Annotated in this window: 15 protein-coding genes; 13 read left to right on the top strand and 2 right to left on the bottom strand. The window is 64.6% G+C overall.

Going from position 1 to position 16,589, the window contains the following annotated elements:
• The first annotated feature begins 26 nt into the window (after nucleotides 1–26).
• The 11 genes from AB0P23_RS00075 to AB0P23_RS00025 all read left to right on the top strand — a co-directional run bounded on the left by AB0P23_RS00075 (nucleotide 27) and on the right by AB0P23_RS00025 (nucleotide 12,608).
• Nucleotides 27–581: a hypothetical protein gene (locus AB0P23_RS00075; RefSeq protein WP_206498119.1), complete on the top strand. Its 555-nt coding sequence runs from the start codon at nucleotides 27–29 to the stop codon at nucleotides 579–581.
• A 52-nt stretch (nucleotides 582–633) separates the two neighbouring features.
• Nucleotides 634–1,689 (top strand): N-acetyl-gamma-glutamyl-phosphate reductase, encoded by a 1,056-nt coding sequence (argC, locus tag AB0P23_RS00070; protein WP_094716024.1) that lies wholly within the window; start codon nucleotides 634–636, stop codon nucleotides 1,687–1,689.
• Nucleotides 1,686–2,924, top strand: coding sequence for a bifunctional glutamate N-acetyltransferase/amino-acid acetyltransferase ArgJ (gene argJ / locus AB0P23_RS00065; RefSeq protein WP_206498118.1), 1,239 nt, complete (start codon nucleotides 1,686–1,688; stop codon nucleotides 2,922–2,924). Before argC ends, argJ begins: the two co-directional genes overlap by 4 nt.
• Entirely contained in the window at nucleotides 2,921–3,835 is a 915-nt protein-coding gene (gene argB / locus AB0P23_RS00060) for an acetylglutamate kinase (RefSeq protein WP_206498117.1), read from the top strand. Before argJ ends, argB begins: the two co-directional genes overlap by 4 nt.
• Nucleotides 3,832–5,037 carry an acetylornithine transaminase gene (locus tag AB0P23_RS00055; RefSeq protein ID WP_219519443.1) on the top strand — a complete coding sequence of 402 codons (1,206 nt, stop codon included), beginning with the start codon at nucleotides 3,832–3,834 and terminating at the stop codon, nucleotides 5,035–5,037. Before argB ends, AB0P23_RS00055 begins: the two co-directional genes overlap by 4 nt.
• Entirely contained in the window at nucleotides 5,034–5,969 is a 936-nt protein-coding gene (gene argF, locus AB0P23_RS00050) for an ornithine carbamoyltransferase (protein WP_032365513.1), read from the top strand. Before AB0P23_RS00055 ends, argF begins: the two co-directional genes overlap by 4 nt.
• A 23-nt stretch (nucleotides 5,970–5,992) precedes the next feature.
• Nucleotides 5,993–6,481, top strand: a complete 489-nt coding sequence (locus tag AB0P23_RS00045) for an arginine repressor (protein WP_027497232.1) — start codon at nucleotides 5,993–5,995, stop codon at nucleotides 6,479–6,481.
• A gap of 52 nt (nucleotides 6,482–6,533) precedes the next feature.
• The gene (locus AB0P23_RS00040; protein ID WP_048318718.1) at nucleotides 6,534–7,733 is read left to right on the top strand and encodes an argininosuccinate synthase; all 1,200 of its coding nucleotides are present in this window, start codon (nucleotides 6,534–6,536) and stop codon (nucleotides 7,731–7,733) included.
• Complete coding sequence (argH, locus tag AB0P23_RS00035; RefSeq protein WP_027497230.1) at nucleotides 7,730–9,178, top strand: argininosuccinate lyase; 1,449 nt, start codon at nucleotides 7,730–7,732, stop codon at nucleotides 9,176–9,178. The genes AB0P23_RS00040 and argH overlap by 4 nt, the downstream gene beginning before the upstream one ends.
• A gap of 101 nt (nucleotides 9,179–9,279) precedes the next feature.
• Nucleotides 9,280–12,297, top strand: a complete 3,018-nt coding sequence (locus AB0P23_RS00030; RefSeq protein ID WP_206498115.1) for an AMP-binding protein — start codon at nucleotides 9,280–9,282, stop codon at nucleotides 12,295–12,297.
• 104 nt (nucleotides 12,298–12,401) lie between these two features.
• Complete coding sequence (locus tag AB0P23_RS00025; protein ID WP_027497228.1) at nucleotides 12,402–12,608, top strand: Trm112 family protein; 207 nt, start codon at nucleotides 12,402–12,404, stop codon at nucleotides 12,606–12,608.
• Between the two features lie 10 nt (nucleotides 12,609–12,618).
• On the opposite strand, the gene AB0P23_RS00020 is transcribed toward AB0P23_RS00025, so the two are convergent.
• Nucleotides 12,619–13,374: an ABC transporter permease gene (locus AB0P23_RS00020; RefSeq protein ID WP_027497227.1), complete on the bottom strand. Its 756-nt coding sequence runs from the start codon at nucleotides 13,372–13,374 to the stop codon at nucleotides 12,619–12,621.
• Nucleotides 13,371–14,138, bottom strand: a complete 768-nt coding sequence (locus tag AB0P23_RS00015) for an ABC transporter ATP-binding protein (protein ID WP_230591926.1) — start codon at nucleotides 14,136–14,138, stop codon at nucleotides 13,371–13,373. The genes AB0P23_RS00020 and AB0P23_RS00015 overlap by 4 nt, the downstream gene beginning before the upstream one ends.
• Nucleotides 14,139–14,175: 37 nt before the next feature.
• Here AB0P23_RS00015 and AB0P23_RS00010 point away from each other — a divergent pair, with 37 nt between their 5' ends.
• Nucleotides 14,176–14,829: a DNA-3-methyladenine glycosylase gene (locus AB0P23_RS00010; protein ID WP_032365509.1), complete on the top strand. Its 654-nt coding sequence runs from the start codon at nucleotides 14,176–14,178 to the stop codon at nucleotides 14,827–14,829.
• Nucleotides 14,830–14,867: 38 nt separating this feature from the next.
• Nucleotides 14,868–16,142 (top strand): tyrosine--tRNA ligase, encoded by a 1,275-nt coding sequence (gene tyrS, locus AB0P23_RS00005; RefSeq protein WP_027497224.1) that lies wholly within the window; start codon nucleotides 14,868–14,870, stop codon nucleotides 16,140–16,142.
• Nucleotides 16,143–16,589: the final 447 nt, after the last annotated feature.

Genomic DNA, 16,589 nt, shown 5'->3' with positions numbered 1-16,589 from the left:
GACGGGTACGACGACGGGAGCGGCCGATGAGTGAATCCGACACGCAGGGCACGGCCTCGGATCTGCAGGTGTTGAACGAGGTTCTCGCGGCGGTTGTCGGCCGACCTCGGTTGGCTCCGGTGGCAGCGGCGGCATCTGCTCTGGCGGCCGAGTTGGGGACGGCGGAACCCGAGCCCGCCGGGCCGGATCGCGGCGTCCCGCCGGGAACCGTTCCCGATGTGGATGTTCCGCAGGTGACGAAACCTCGTATCGACCAGCCGCTCGGCGATCCACCACCGGGAGCTCCGTTGGGCGGAACGGTGCCGGGCGTCATCGATGCGGAATTGGTCGACGACCTGCCAGTCGGCGGGGGTGGGGGTTATGTCGGCGGTGCTATTACGGGCGACTTCACCGACTCCGGGGTGCCGACCTGGGACGGGGTGCGAGAAAAGGTGGAGCACCGCTCGGGTACGGCTGTCGGGGCGGAGGAGCTGGACCGGGAATCGAGAGCCGGTCAGGACCTGGACAAACAGTGGAACGATCGGCAGGAAGCCGGCCGAAAGAAGCTCGACGAAATCCGTAGATCGATGGGCAACAGCTAGCGTTTCCGGCCCGCCGATGAATGAGCTTGCATGATGCTGCATAATAAACCGCATGACTATTTCGGAGGCAACGCCGAAGCGCATCGCGGTGGCAGGTGCCAGTGGCTACGCCGGTGGTGAGATCCTTCGCCTGCTGCTCGGCCACCCGGCCGTACGCGACGGCTCGTTGGTCATCGGAGCGCTGACTGCGGGCGGCAATGCAGGCGCGACACTGGGTGAGTTCCATCCCCACCTGTTGCCGCTTGCCGACCGTGTTCTCGGCCCCACGACGGTCGACGAACTTGCCGGGCACGACGTGATCTTCCTCGGGTTGCCGCACGGTAAATCCGCCGAACTCGCGCTTCGGTTGCCCGAATCCGTGGTGATCATCGACTGCGGTGCCGATTTTCGCCTCAACGACTCGGCAGCCTGGGAGAAGTACTACAAGTCTCCGCATGCGGGGACTTGGCCGTACGGGCTCCCAGAGCTACCGGGGCACCGCGAGCTCCTGGTCGGGGCCACGCGTATCGCCGTGCCCGGGTGCTATCCGACGGTGTCGAGTCTTGCCCTGGCCCCGGCAGTTGCCGCCGGAATCATCGAGCCACGGGTCAACATCGTTGCGGTCACCGGCACGTCCGGTGCGGGCCGGGCACCCAAGGCCGACCTGCTGGGCTCCGAGGTGATGGGCTCGGTTCGCGCATACGCGGTAGCAGGCGCGCACCGGCACACTCCGGAGATCGTGCAGAATCTGTCGGCGGTGGCCGGTACCGACGTGTCGGTGTCGTTCACTCCGGTACTCGCGCCGATGCCGCGTGGCATTCTGGCCACCTGTACGGCCGTGACCACCGCTACCGAGGCTCAGGCCGTCGAGGTGTACGAGAAGGCCTATGCCGCGGAGCCCTTCGTTCATGTTCTTCCGGCCGGGCGGCTGCCGCAGACCGGTTCGGTCATCGGATCGAACGCTGTGCAGATGAGTGTGTCCGTCGATGCAGACGCCGGTTTGCTGGTCGTCATCGCGGCCATCGACAACCTGGCCAAGGGAACAGCCGGTGCAGCAGTGCAATCGATGAATCTGGCGTTGGGAATCGACGAGACCGACGGTCTCTCTACCGTAGGAGTTGCTCCATGACCGGCCTGAAGAGCGAGACGGACGCGGTCGCCTCGATCGCGGGGAAGCTGGTGCGTTCCCAGGGCGTGACGTCTCCCGCCGGATTCCGTGCGGCCGGGATTCCCGCGGGTATCAAGGCAAGTGGCAGGTCCGATCTGGCTCTGGTGTTCAACGAGGGCCCGGACTTCACGGCAGCGGGCGTCTTCACCCGCAACAAGGTCAAGGCCGCGCCGGTGCTGTGGTCGCAGCAGGTGCTCACCACCGGTCGGCTTCGCGCGGTGGTGTTGAACTCGGGCGGTGCCAACGCTTGTACCGGTGCACCCGGTTTCCAGGACGCGCATCGGACGGCGGAGGAGGTCGCGTCCGTGTTGAGCAACTGGGGTTCGGAAACAGGGGCGATCGACGTTGCCGTGTGCTCGACGGGTCTCATCGGCGACCGGTTGCCGATGGACAAGCTGCTGCCCGGGGTGACCGAGGTGGTGCACGAACTGGCCGGCGGTATCTCCGGAGGCACCGATGCCGCCTACGCGATCATGACCACCGATACCGTGCCGAAGCAGGCCGCGGTTCATCACGCAGACAAGTGGAATGTGGGTGGGATGGCCAAGGGCGCGGGCATGCTCGCACCGTCGTTGGCCACGATGCTCAGTGTCATCACCACCGACGCCGTCGCCACTTCGGAACAGCTGGACAAGGCGTTGCGTGCGGCGACCCGGCTGTCGTACGACCGGCTCGACGTCGACGGTGCGTCCTCCACCAACGACACGGTACTGCTGCTCTCCTCTGGGGCGAGCGGTGTGAGCCCTTCGCAGGAGGACCTCGACGCTGCTGTTCTGGCGGTGTGTGACGACCTCGCCGACCAGATGATGGCCGATGCCGAGGGCGTCACCAAGCGAGTGAAGATCACCGTCTCCGGTGCAGTGTCCGAGGACGAGGCTCTCGTCGGTGCGAGGACGGTCGCCAGGGACAGTCTCACCAAGACAGCTCTGTTCGGTTCGGATCCCAACTGGGGTCGTGTACTGGCGGCAATCGGTATCGCACCGATCGAACTCGATCCGGATCGGATTGCCGTGTCGTTCAACGGCAATCCGGTGTGCATCGACGGCGTCGGCGCTCCGGGTGCGCGCGAGGTCGACCTGTCCGGAGTCGATATTGCCGTGACCATCGACCTCGGACTCGGGTCCGGTACGGCCACGATCAGAACGACGGATCTGTCCCACGCCTACGTCGAAGAGAATTCGGCGTACTCGTCATGACCGCTGCCGCAACACCATTGACCGCAGCGCAGAAGGCGTTCACGCTCGCCGAGGCACTGCCCTGGCTCCAGCGTTTCTCGGGCAAGATCGTCGTGGTGAAGTATGGCGGGAACGCCATGATCGACGACGATCTCAAACGAGCATTCGCCGCCGACATGGTGTTTCTCCGCACCGTCGGAATTCACCCCGTCGTCGTACATGGCGGAGGCCCGCAGATTTCGGCCATGCTCACCCGACTCGGCCTGACGGGTGAGTTCCGCGGCGGATTCCGGGTCACCACACCGGAAGTCATGGACATCGTTCGGATGGTGCTGTTCGGGCAGGTCGGCCGTGAACTCGTCGGCTTGATCAACAGTCACGGGCCCTATGCCGTCGGAATCTCGGGGGAGGACGCGCACCTGTTCACCGCGACGCGTCGTTCGGTCCTGGTCGACGGCGTCGATACCGATATCGGTCTGGTGGGCGACGTCACCTCGGTAGATCCGAAGGCGATCTTCGATCTGATTGCCGCAGGACGCATTCCGGTGGTCTCCACCATCGCACCCGACAGTGACGGCGTGGTGCACAACATCAACGCCGATACCGCTGCTGCTGCTCTCGCCAGTGCGATCGGGGCCGAGAAGTTGGTCGTGCTCACCGATGTCGAGGGTCTCTACACGGCGTGGCCCGATCGCAGCTCGCTGACCTCTCGAATCGACGCGTCGGAACTCGACGCCTTGCTGCCCACGCTCGATGCCGGGATGGTTCCGAAGATGGAAGCGTGCCTGCGGGTCGTTCGTACCGGCGTGCCGTCGGCGCACGTCATCGACGGTCGCGTCGAACATTCGGTTCTCGTGGAGCTGTTCACCGGTGAGGGGATCGGCACCATGGTCACCCCCGATCACTCGTCTACGTCAGGAGTCACGTCATGACCGGCACGCAGTCCACGGTCGATCTACAGCAGCGGTGGTCCACGTCGCTGATGGACAACTACGGTGTGCCGCGAGTAGCGCTCGTTCGAGGCGAAGGCGCTGTGGTGACCGACGCCGACGGCAAGCAGTACCTCGACCTGCTGGCCGGTATCGCCGTCAATATCCTGGGCCACGCTCATCCTGCGGTGATCGAGGCGGTCACTGCTCAGCTCTCCACTCTGGGTCATACGTCGAATCTGTATGCGACGGAACCGGGTATCGAACTGGCCGAGCAATTGCTCGCACACCTGGGTGCGGGTGCGACGGGACGAGTGTTCTTCTGCAACTCGGGTACCGAGGCCAACGAGGCGGCGTTCAAGATCGCGCGTCTGACCGGTCGTCCCCACATCATTGCCGCCGAGAAGGCCTTTCACGGACGGACGATGGGTGCACTGGCGCTCACCGGACAAGCCGACAAGCGAATTCCGTTCGAACCCATGCCTGCCGGTGTCCAGCACGTGCCCTACGGAGACATCGCCGCGCTCGAGGCAGCCGTCGATTCCGACACCGCCGCAGTGTTTCTCGAACCCATCATGGGGGAGGGCGGCGTGGTCGTTCCTCCGGACGGGTATCTCGTTGCCGCACGTGAGATCACGGCGAAGCACGGCGCGCTGTTGGTCCTCGACGAGGTGCAGACCGGTATCGGCCGCACGGGCTGGTTCTACTCCCACCAGTCGGTCGGCATCGTGCCCGACGTGATCACCTTGGCCAAGGGGCTGGGCGGGGGTCTGCCCATCGGAGCCTGCATCGGCATCGGGGCGGCGGGAGAGTTGTTGCATCCGGGCAAGCACGGCACCACCTTCGGCGGCAACCCGGTCTGCGCCGCTGCTGCGTTGGCGGTGTTGCGGACCATTGCCGCCGACGACCTCGTTTCGCACGCCGACAGCCTCGGCAAGACCATCGCTCATTCCATCGAGGCTCTCGAACACCCTCTCGTCAGCCATGTTCGGGGCTCCGGGCTTCTGCTCGGAGTGGTGCTCACGGCCGCGGTTGCGCCTGCAGCCGAGGCAGCGGCCCGTGACGCAGGCTTCCTGATCAATGCAGCGCAACCAGACGTATTGCGGCTCGCACCGCCGCTGATCATCACCGAAGAGCAGGCCGCGTCGTTCGTCTCGGCACTACCGGCAATTCTCGACGCAGCACAGGAGGCACACCAGCCATGACCGTTCAGCACTTCCTTCGCGACGACGACATCACCCCGCAGCAGCAGGGCGAAATTCTGGCGCTCGCGGCCGAGATCAAGCGGGCTCCGTTCTCCAAGCGGCCGCTCGAGGGGCCGAAGGGTGTCGGTGTGATCTTCGAGAAGAACTCCACCAGAACTCGGTTCTCGTTCGAGTTGGGCATTGCGCAGTTGGGCGGCCACGCCGTTGTGGTCACCGGAAGCGACACTCAACTGGGACGCGAGGAGACTCTGCAGGACACCGGCCGCGTGCTCTCCCGCTACGTCGAGGCAGTCGTCTGGCGTACGTTCGGGCAGAAGCGGCTGGAGCAGATGGCAACAGGTGCAACGATTCCCATCGTCAATGCACTGTCCAACGAATTCCATCCCTGCCAGGTCCTCGCCGATCTGCAGACGCTGATCGAGCACAAGGGAAACCTGACCGGACGGACGCTGGCGTACTTCGGCGACGGTGCCAACAACATGGCACATTCGCTTCTCATCGGCGGAGTGACCGCGGGACTCGATGTCAGAATTGCCGCTCCGAAGGAATTCGCACCTCTCGGTTACGTCCTCGATGCCGCACGTGCGCGCGCCGAGGAGACCGGAGCGTCCATCACGGTCACCGAAGACCCCGACGAGGCCGCCGACGGTGCCGATGCTCTCGTCACCGATACATGGACATCGATGGGTCAGGAGAACGACGGACTCGATCGAGTCGCTCCGTTCCGGCCCTACCGCATCGACTCCGAGCTGCTGTCGAAGGCGAAATCCGACGCCGTCGTGCTGCATTGCCTTCCTGCCCACCGCGGCGAGGAAATCACCGACGAGGTGCTCGACGGTCCGCACAGTGTCGTCTGGGACGAGGCCGAGAACCGTCTGCACGCGCAGAAAGCACTGCTGGTCTGGCTCCTCGAGCAGGCTCGGCGACCGTGAGTGACGACGTCACTGCGGTTCCGCTGACCGCGTCGACCCGCGCGGGCAGACAGGCGCGGATCATCGCGTTGCTGGCCACGCATCAGGTGCGCAGTCAACCGCAGTTGGCGTCGTTGCTCGCCGCCGAGGGGATCGACACCACCCAGGCGACGCTGTCGCGTGACCTCGAAGAGTTGGGTGCGGTGAAGTTGCGCGCTCCCGACGGCGGCGTCGGGGTGTACGTGGTCCCCGAGGACGGCAGCCCGGTGCGCGGGGTGTCGGGCGGAACCGACCGTCTCCTGCGGCTGTTGGGGGAGCTGTTGGTGTCTACCGATCACAGCGGAAACCAGGCAGTTCTGCGGACACCGCCCGGAGCTGCGCATTACCTGGCCAGCGCGCTCGATCGTGCTGCATTGCCGGAAGTCGTGGGAACGATCGCCGGTGATGACACGATTCTGCTCATCGCTCGTGAACCGACCACCGGCGGCGAGATCGCCGACAAGATAGAAAAGCTCGCTCGACGCGGAAACTGAGATCCGGTCACTCCGCACTGCACCACACGAACCACGAAGGAGCGTCATCACCATGGCCGAACGCGTCATCCTCGCCTACTCCGGCGGACTCGACACCTCTGTCGCCATCAGCTGGATCGGACGGGAGACCGGCAAGGAGGTCGTCGCTGTTGCCATCGACCTCGGCCAGGGCGGTGAGGACATGAATGTCGTCCGCCAGCGCGCATTGGACTGCGGCGCAGTCGAATCGGTCGTCGTCGACGCCAGGGACGAGTTCGCCGACGAGTACTGCCTGCCGACGGTGCAATCCAACGCGCTGTACATGGATCGGTATCCGTTGGTCTCGGCCATCAGCCGCCCGCTGATCGTCAAGCATCTGGTGGAGAACGCACGTGCGCACGGCGGAACCGTCGTCGCGCACGGGTGCACGGGCAAGGGCAACGACCAGGTCCGGTTCGAGGTCGGCTTCAACACGCTCGCTCCGGAGCTCGAAGTGCTGGCACCGGTACGCGATTACGCGTGGACCCGGGAGAAGGCGATCGCGTTCGCCGAGGAGAACGACATTCCGATCAACGTCACCACCAAGTCGCCGTTCTCCATCGACCAGAACGTGTGGGGACGGGCAGTGGAGACCGGCTTCCTGGAAGATCTGTGGAACGCGCCGACGAAGGATGTGTACGACTACACCGAGGATCCGACGGTCAACTTCCAGGCGCCCGACGAACTGATCCTCACGTTCGACAAGGGTCGCCCGGTCGCCATCGACGGCCGTCCGGTGTCGGTGCTCGGTGCGATCCAAGAACTCAACACCCGTGCGGGCGCTCAGGGTGTCGGCCGATTGGACGTCGTCGAGGATCGCCTCGTCGGCATCAAGAGCCGTGAGATCTACGAGGCCCCCGGTGCGATGGTGCTGATCCGTGCGCACGAAGAACTCGAGCACGTGACCCTCGAGCGCGAACTCGGCCGCTACAAGCGTCATACCGACCAGAAGTGGGCCGAGCTGGTCTACGACGGCCTGTGGTACTCGCCGCTCAAGGGTGCGCTCGACACGTTCGTTCAGCACACGCAGGAACACGTCTCGGGCGAAATTCGCCTGGTCCTGCACGCGGGCGGAATCATCGTCAACGGCCGTCGCAGCGGGGAGTCGTTGTACGACTTCAATCTCGCCACCTACGACGAGGGCGACACGTTCGACCAGTCCGCGGCCAAGGGATTCGTGCAGCTGCACGGGCTCTCCTCCAAGATCGCAGCGAAGCGGGACCTGGGCCTGTGACCACGTCGAGCAACGCACACGGAACCAACGAAGGCTCGCTGTGGGGCGGGCGCTTCGCCTCCGGACCGGCGGCTGCCATGGCAGCCCTGAGCAAATCGACACACTTCGACTGGGTTCTCGCGCCCTACGACATTCGCGCGTCCATGGCCCACGCCCGGGTTCTGAACGGTGCCGGACTGTTGACCCCGCAGGATCTCGAGACCATGCTCGACGGTTTGCAGCGGCTGGCCGACGACGTGGCGTCCGGTGAGTTCGTCGCGGCCGAGTCGGACGAGGATGTGCACGGCGCTCTCGAACGCGGATTGATCGATCGGGTCGGACCCGAGGTGGGTGGCCGCCTGCGTGCCGGCCGCTCACGCAACGACCAGGTCGCGACTCTGTTTCGAATGTGGTTGCGCGACGCCGTCCGTCGGGTGGCGGTCGGTGTTCTCGACGTCGTGGACGCACTGGCGACCCAGGCCGCGGCTCACCCCACCGCGGTCATGCCAGGCAAGACTCATTCGCAGGCGGCGCAGCCGGTGTTGTTGGCGCATCATCTGCTCGCACATACTCATCCGCTGCTGCGTGATGTCCAGCGGTTCGCGGACTTCGACAGGCGAGCGGCGGTGTCGCCCTACGGTTCCGGCGCTCTGGCCGGCTCCTCGCTCGGTCTGAGCCCCGAGAAGATCGCCGCCGAACTCGGCTTCGATTCGTCCGCCGAGAACTCGATCGACGCCACGTCCTCGCGTGATTTCGCGGCGGAAGCCGCGTTCGTGTTGGCGATGACGGCGGTGGACCTGTCTCGGTTCGCCGAGGAGGTCATCTCGTGGAGCACACCCGAATACGGTTACGTGACTCTTGCAGATGCATGGTCGACGGGCAGCTCGATCATGCCGCAGAAGAAGAATCCCGACGTCGCCGAATTGACTCGTGGCAAGACGGGCCGCCTGATCGGAAATCTGACCGGCCTGTTGGCCACCCTCAAGGCACAACCGTTGGCGTACAACCGAGATCTTCAGGAAGATAAGGAGCCGGTCTTCGATTCGGTTGCACAGCTCGAGTTGCTGCTCCCGGCTCTCACCGGTTTGACGGCGACATTGGAGTTCCACACCGATCGCATGGCCGAGCTCGCGCCGGCCGGGTTCACACTCGCGACCGATATCGCCGAATGGATGGTGCGGCAAGGGATTGCGTTCCGGGTCGCCCACGAGGCAGCGGGAGCCTGCGTGCGCGCGGCAGAAGCGCGGGGCGTGGGGCTGGTGGATCTGACCGACGACGAGCTCGCGTCGATCGATCCGGCGCTCACTCCGGCAGTACGCGAGGTGCTCACCGTGGAGGGTTCCATTTCGTCGCGTGATGCTCGCGGCGGCACCGCGGCAGTTCAGGTGGCGCATCAACTCGGTGGTGTGCGGGCGACTGCGTCGACGTTGCGCGCGTGGGCCGAGGTGCCGGTGTTGCGGCACTAGTCGACATCCTCGCCGTATTCCACGAGTGTGATGTGAGAAGCTTTCGTCACGCGAAGACCGATGTCGGTCGTTCCGTCGGGGCCGAACGCAGGAGTGTATTTGTGGGACTGAATGCAGACGCGGTACGTGGTCCACTGCGGCGTGCTATCGCAACGGCCCAGAACGGGCTCGAGGTCATCCGACTGGGTGGTCTCGAGACCGAGGTGGATCCGTCACCTTTTCGGGTGATGGACCGTGAACCGATGTATCGGTTGCGGCGTTACTTCCCCGACGACGTTCCCGTGGACAGTCCTCCGGTGGTGCTGATTCCGCCGATGATGGTCTCCGCGGACGTGTACGACGTCACCACCGATCAAGGTGCGGCCGGCATCCTGCACGGCATGGGCATGGACCCGTGGGTGGTCGATTTCGGTTCGCCCGATACCGAAGAGGGCGGGTGGAGCCGTACTCTGGCCGATCACGTCGTCGCCATCAGCGAGGTCGTGGACAAGGTGCACGAGCACACCGGCCGCGACGTTCACCTCGGCGGATACTCGCAGGGAGGCATGTTCTGCTACCAAGCTGCCGCCTATCGAGGTGGACGAAACCTGGCCAGCCTCATCACGTTCGGGGCTCCGGTCGACACCTTGGCCGGCTTGCCGTTGGGTATCCCGGCGGGTGTCGCCACTCGGGGCGCGGAGTTTCTCGCCGATCATGTATTCACGCGCTTGGCCGTGTCGGGGTGGATGGCGCGGACGGGATTCCAGCTACTCGACCCGGCGAAGACCGTGCGGTCTCGTTTGGATTTCCTGCGACAGTTGCACGATCGGGAAGCACTGTTGCCTCGGGAGCCGCAGCGCCGCTTCCTGGCGATGGACGGCTGGGTGGCGTGGTCCGGGCCCGCCGTGGCCGAGTTGCTCAAGCAATTCGTCGTGCACAACCGCATGATGACCGGCGGCTTCGTCATCAAGGACAGGCTGTTGACGCTTGCCGAGTTGACGGTGCCGGTGCTGGCGTTCGTCGGCGAGGTGGACGACATCGGACAGCCGTTGGCGGTCCGCGGAATCCGGCGTGCCGCACCTCGTGCTCAGGTATTCGAAACCACTTTGCGTGCAGGTCATTTCGGTCTCGTGGTGGGTAGTACGGCAGCTGCGCAGACATGGCCGACCACCGGAAACTGGATTCGGTGGCGCGAGAACCTCGGACCGAAGCCCGAGGCAGTTCGCGTCATGGAACACGAGGAGCACTCGGACAGCGACAGCGGAGTGTCGATCACCAACAGGCTCATCCATACCGCTGCCTCCATCGCCGAAGTGGGAGTCGGTGTGGGACGCGGATTGGCCTCGGCTGCGACCGGTGCTGTGCGCGGCACTCGTGAGATCTCGACCGAGGCCGTGCGCACCCTTCCGCGACTGGCGCGGCTGGGGCAGATGCAGCCGCACAGTCGGGTCTCGTTGGGCCGCTTGATCGCTGAGCAGGGAAGAAAGTCCCCGCTCGGCGAGTGCTTCCTCTTCGACGACCGTGTGCACACCTACGACGCCGTCAACGTGCGTATCGACAACGTGGTTCGAGGTCTGATCAGTGTCGGTGTACGGCCGGCATCGCGCATCGGTGTGCTGATGGAGACCAGGCCGAGTGCCCTCGCCGCCATCGCGGCTCTGTCGCGCATCGGCGCTGTTCCGGTGTTGCTGCAGCCGGGTAGCGACCTCACTGCCGCGTTACGCACCGTGGACGTCGACACTGTGATCGCCGATCCGGAGAATGCCGCAGCGGCCGTTCCGGTTGCGCCCAACGTGCTAGTGCTCGGCGGTGGTGAGACGCGGCGACTCGAGGTTCCGGACGGCTACGAGGTGATCGACCTCGAAGCCATCGACCCCGACGCCGTCCGACTCCCCGCCTGGTTCGAGCCGGATCCCGGTCGCGCTCGCGAACTGGCGATGATTCTGTTCACTACGACCGATCGTGGTCTCGAACCGCGATACATCACCAACCACCGCTGGGCGCTGTCCGCCTTCGGTACCGCGACAACGGCCGCTCTCGGTCCCGGCGATACCGTGTATTGCCTTGCACCGCTGCATCATTCGGCGGGCATACTCGTGACCATCGGCGGCGCGCTTGCCGGCGGATCGAGGATCGCTCTTTCCCGTGGTCTCGATCCCGAGCGCTTCAGGGAAGAGGTGTACCGCTACGGCGTTACCGTCGTCAGCTACACGTGGACGATGATGCAGCAGATCGTCGACGAGGGGCGCTTCCCGGTCGACACCGGTCACCCGGTTCGGCTGTTCATCGGCTCCGGTATGCCGGTGGGATTGTGGCGTCGCACGCTGGCGAAGTTCACCCCGGCGCGAGTCCTCGAGTTCTATGCCTCCACCGAGAACGATGTCATTCTGGCCAATGTCGCCGGGACGAAGATCGGATCGAAGGGACGTCCTCTGCCCGGCAGTGCGCGAGTGGCTCTGGCGGCGTACGACCCGATCACCGGTCGACTCGAAGAGGACGACGACGGATTCGTGCGGCAGTGCCGCGACAACGAGATCGGACTGCTCCTGGGCCGCCCGAGCGGTGACGGAGAGGCGACCAGCCATGTCATGCGTGGGGTCTTCGAGCCCACCGACGCGTGGATACCCACCGAGAACCTGTTCCGGCGTGATTCCGACGGCGATTACTGGCTCATCGATCGTAAGGACACTGTGGTGCGCTCGGCGCGGGGGCCGGTGTACACCCAGCCGATCGTCGACGCCGTCGGCGATCTCGACCAGGTCGGTTCGGCCGTGGTCTACGGGGTTCGTGTTGCCGTCGACGGGCCACGGTCGATCCGCATGGAAGCGTCGGCTATCGAGGTCGCAGTGTGCGCTGTGTCCCTGCAGCCGGAAGCGGTGATCACCGCTCGCGCTCTCACCGATGCTCTGGGAGTTCTTCTGCCGGACGAGCGTCCGGCGATCGTCCACGTTGTGTCCGACATCCCGGTCGGTCGCGCCTATCGACCCAACGCGTCTGCATTGAAACAGGCAGGAATTCCTACTCCGAGCGCACGATCGTGGTACTACGATCCGGAGTCGAACAGCTACCGACGACTGACGAAAGCTGTTGTGGCAGAACGCTTCGTGGGACGTCAGGCCACCGCCGAGAAGTCTTCCTGACATGAAGGAACGGCCGGCGGCCCCGACGACGGAAACAATCGGCGTTCGGTAGCGTGAACGAAGACCATCACTCCGACTCGGTCGGAGCAGACAGAAGGACACCTGTGGCAATCGACTCGACACTGCTCTCCATCCTCGCGTGCCCTGTGGACAAGGGCCCGCTCCTGCTCGTCGAGGACGAATTGCTCTACAACCCGCGACTGCGTCGCGCATATCCGATAGAGAACGGCATTCCGGTGTTGCTCGCCGACGATGCGCGCGATGTCGACGACGCCGAGCACGAGTCGATTCTGGCGCGCGCCACGTCCTAGACCACCTCGTTCATGGTGTACGCCGACGCAATGTCGCGGCCGCACCGGTCAGCGCTGCCACGGTGAACATCACGACCACGGCGATGTCGGCCCCCATGCGCTTGGTTGCATCGGGGTGGACGGATATCTCCTGCAGGGCGTCCACCAGGTAGCTCAGCGGCAGAAGGTTGCTGACTGCACCGAGCCAACTCGGCATCTGATCGCGGGCCACCAGGAGCCCGCAGAGGAAGAGCTGCGGGATCACGACGACCGGCATGAACTGGACCGCTTGAAATTCGGTACGTGCGAAAGCGCTGCACAACAGCCCGATCGCCACTCCGAGCATCGCCCCGAGTACCGCGATCACCAGAACCCACCCGATCGAGCCTTCGATGTCGAGCCCGAGCAATCCGAATGCGAGTGCGCACGCGAGCAGCGCCTGCCCTACAGCGGCGAGCGAGAACGCCGAGCCGTAACTCGCAAGCAGGTCCATCTTGGACATCGGTGTGGTCAGCAGGCGTTCGAGTGTTCCCGTGCTGCGTTCACGCTGCATCGAGATCGACGTGAGCAGAAACATGACGACGAACGGCAGAATGCCGAGCATCGTGATCGCAATTCGATCGAACGACGATTGTTGGTTCGGCGGAGCCGGGACGTCTCGGTACAGGAAATACAGCAACACAATCAGTAGAGACGGCACGAGCAGGACCATGGCCACCGATCGGTGATCGGCTCTGAGCTGGCGCAGGATTCGACCCGTACCCGCTGCGTAGATTCGTGCGTTCACGATGTCTGTTCCGTGGATCTGATGAGCGAGAGGAATGCGCGGTCGAGGTTCGTTTCCTTCGTCCGCGCCAGTAGCGCTTCGGGGCTCGATCGGTCCAGGACGGCACCGTCGCGCATCAGTACGAGCTGGCTGCAGTGTTCTGCCTCCTCCATCACGTGGCTCGAGACCAGCACTGTCGTACCTACCGCTGCGATTGCGGCGAATCGTGACCACAGTTCCGAGCGAAGGACGGGATCCAACCCGACCGTCGGCTCGTCGAGGACGATGAGTTCGGGTTCGGCGACCAGCGCGCTGGCCAGGGAGACCCGGCTCAGTTGGCCACCGGAGAGCTCACCCGCCCGCGACGCCGCATGGTCGGTGAGTCCGACAGCCGCGATGGCGGACGCCACCTCGGAGTGGCGGCGACCGTAGAGCGACCCGAAGTACTGCACGTTCTCGCGAACGGTGAGGTCTCGGTACACGCTCGGTGCCTGCGTCACGTACCCGACGGTGCGGCGCAGGGAGGTGGAGCCGGCTGGGCATCCGAGCACTGTCACGGTTCCGCCGGCAACGATCTGCGTGCCGACGATGGCGCGCATCAACGTGGTCTTTCCGCAGCCCGATGGGCCGAGGAGGCCGGTGATGGCAGCCCGCGGAATCGTCAGGGACAGATTGTGCAGCACCGTTCGGTTGCCGCGGCGAACCGTCAACCCTGTGATCTCGACGGCATGTTGCCCGGTGAACGCCATGTCGGCCTCCAGACTTTCATCGATCGATGCAGTCATAGCCCCGTCGATGCCTCGAGGTCAAGGGTTCAGCATCATGGGACGGGTGAACGCTGCTGACTTGGAAATCGGAGAGCCGGACGACGCAGCCCGACGTGTCCTCGGGGCCACCGTCCATGCAGGCGCGGTGTCGGTACGCATCGTGGAGGTCGAGGCATACGGCGGTCCGGTCGACGGTCCGTGGCCCGATCCCGCTGCGCATTCTTTCCGTGGTCCGACACCCCGAAATGCCGTGATGTTCGGTCCGGCGGGTCGGCTGTACGTCTACCTGAGTTACGGCATGCACCTGTGCATGAACGTCAGTTGCGGGCCGGACGGGACGGCCGCTGCCGTCCTGCTTCGAGCCGGTCAGGTAGTTGCAGGTCACGACCTCGTCGACGGCAGGCGCGGTGGCGGAAAGTCGCGAACAGCGCGGGTCGAGGCCGGGTGGGCTCGAGGGCCCGGCAATCTCGGACGAGCACTCGGAGTGGGACTTGCCGACAACGGGACCGATCTGTTCGACGCGTCGTCACCGATCACCCTCGAGCTGCTCGAACATCCGCTGGGCGACGAGGCGTTGAAAGTCGGTCCACGCGTGGGTGTGAGCGTGGCAGCAGACAGACCGTGGCGTTTCTGGCTACCGGCCTCGCCTGCAGTGTCGAACTACCGGCGCAGTCCCCGCGCTCCCCAGCCCGGCTTGCGTGAGGGCTGAACGAGGCGGCGGCAAGTGCATGCGGGAAGATCGACGTCGTGAGCGAGAACATCATCGACGAATTGACCTGGCGCGGACTGATCGCGCAGTCCACCGACGTGGAAGCACTGAAGAAGGCCACCTCGGACGGGCCGATCACGTTGTACTCCGGTTTCGACCCGACCGGACCCTCGCTCCACGCCGGCCACCTCGTTCCGCTGCTCGCCTTGAAGCGGTTCCAGCGGGCCGGTCATCGGCCGATCATTCTGGCGGGCGGCGCAACCGGACTGATCGGTGATCCTCGCGATGTGGGGGAGCGGACCATGAACTCCCGTGAGGTGGTCACCGAATGGGCGTCGCGTATCCGGGGGCAGCTCGAACGGTTCGTAGACCTGGACGACGGCCCTACCGGTGGCGTGGTGGTCAACAACCTGTCCTGGACAGGGGAGCTGTCCACCATCGACTTCCTCCGAGACGTCGGCAAACACTTCTCGATCAACGTCATGCTCGCGCGGGAGACGGTCAAGACTCGGCTCGAGGGCGACGGCATGTCGTACACCGAGTTCAGCTACATGCTGTTGCAGGCCAACGACTACGTCCAGCTGCGCCGGGAGTACGGCTGCAGTCTGCAGATCGGTGGCTCGGATCAGTGGGGCAACATCATCGCCGGCGTGGAACTGAACCGTCGGCAGGACGCCGAACAGGTTCACGCGCTGACCGTTCCCCTGGTCACGTCGTCGGACGGCAAGAAGTTCGGTAAGTCCACCGGTGGTGGCAGTCTCTGGTTGGACCCCGAGATGACCAGCCCGTACGCCTGGTACCAGTACTTCGTGAACACCGGTGACGCCGATGTGGTCAAGTACCTGCGCTGGTTCACCTTCCTGTCCCAGGACGAACTGGCCGAATTGGAGACAGCAACCGAGGAGCGACCGCACGCGCGAGAAGCTCAGAAGCGACTGGCAGCAGAGATGACGACTCTAGTTCACGGCGAAGAGGCGACTCGCTCGGTCGAACTCGCCAGCCAAGCACTGTTCGGGCGGGCCGAGCTCACCGACCTCGACGAGAGCACTCTGGCAGCGGCGTTGCACGAGGCATCTGTGGCCGACATCGAGGTGGGTGCTCCGAACACGATCGTCGACCTCCTTGTCGCGACAGGGTTGAGCGAGAGCAAGGGTGCTGCGCGACGGGCGGTCAAAGAGGGCGGGGCAGCGGTGAACAACGTCAAGATCGCCGACGAGAACTGGACACCGTCGAGCGACGACCTCTTGCACGGACAATGGTTGGTGGTCCGGCGCGGGAAGCGGAACTTTGCGGGAGCACGCGTGGCTCGCTGAATCCAGGATCGGCCAGTGGCCGGAGTCACATTGATGTAATTTGGTTTGGACATCCGCTCGAGGGGCAATCCATCGAGCGCGACCAGGCTGTTCACACCGATTGTGTCCGAACGACCTGGGGATTTGACGCGTTGTTATCCGGGGCGTAACTTTGTCCAAGTCAGAGCGACACGGACGCCAGCCCAGACCGCAAGGCCTGAGCGAAGCGGACGCGCGCTACACAATCTGGTTCGGACACTACTTCGGTTGTGTCTTAACCGCGGATCGAAGGCCAGTTTGACTGAGCCTGAACATCCGATCTAAGCTGGAACGGTTGCCCCGGACACCGACGAGATCATCTCGGACGTGAATGGTGTGTGCGTGTTCTTTGAGAACTCAACAGTGTGTCGATGAATGTCAGTGCCGAATTTTATTTGGTGAAAGCATTCGATGTATCAGCCATCCGCT

Origin of the sequence: Rhodococcus sp. NPDC077669 (genome assembly GCF_040686915.1) — a bacterium.
Classification (GTDB): domain Bacteria; phylum Actinomycetota; class Actinomycetes; order Mycobacteriales; family Mycobacteriaceae; genus Rhodococcoides; species Rhodococcoides fascians.
This window is presented reverse-complemented; position numbering and strand designations above follow the sequence as displayed.

Coding starts and splice junctions, on each gene's coding strand:
- AB0P23_RS00075 (WP_206498119.1), top strand. CDS start 27: ATGAGTGAATCCGACACGCAGGGCACGGCCTCGGATCTGCAGGTGTTG.
- argC (WP_094716024.1), top strand. CDS start 634: ATGACTATTTCGGAGGCAACGCCGAAGCGCATCGCGGTGGCAGGTGCC.
- argJ (WP_206498118.1), top strand. CDS start 1,686: ATGACCGGCCTGAAGAGCGAGACGGACGCGGTCGCCTCGATCGCGGGG.
- argB (WP_206498117.1), top strand. CDS start 2,921: ATGACCGCTGCCGCAACACCATTGACCGCAGCGCAGAAGGCGTTCACG.
- AB0P23_RS00055 (WP_219519443.1), top strand. CDS start 3,832: ATGACCGGCACGCAGTCCACGGTCGATCTACAGCAGCGGTGGTCCACG.
- argF (WP_032365513.1), top strand. CDS start 5,034: ATGACCGTTCAGCACTTCCTTCGCGACGACGACATCACCCCGCAGCAG.
- AB0P23_RS00040 (WP_048318718.1), top strand. CDS start 6,534: ATGGCCGAACGCGTCATCCTCGCCTACTCCGGCGGACTCGACACCTCT.
- AB0P23_RS00015 (WP_230591926.1), bottom strand. CDS start 14,138: ATGACTGCATCGATCGATGAAAGTCTGGAGGCCGACATGGCGTTCACC.
- AB0P23_RS00010 (WP_032365509.1), top strand. CDS start 14,176: ATGGGACGGGTGAACGCTGCTGACTTGGAAATCGGAGAGCCGGACGAC.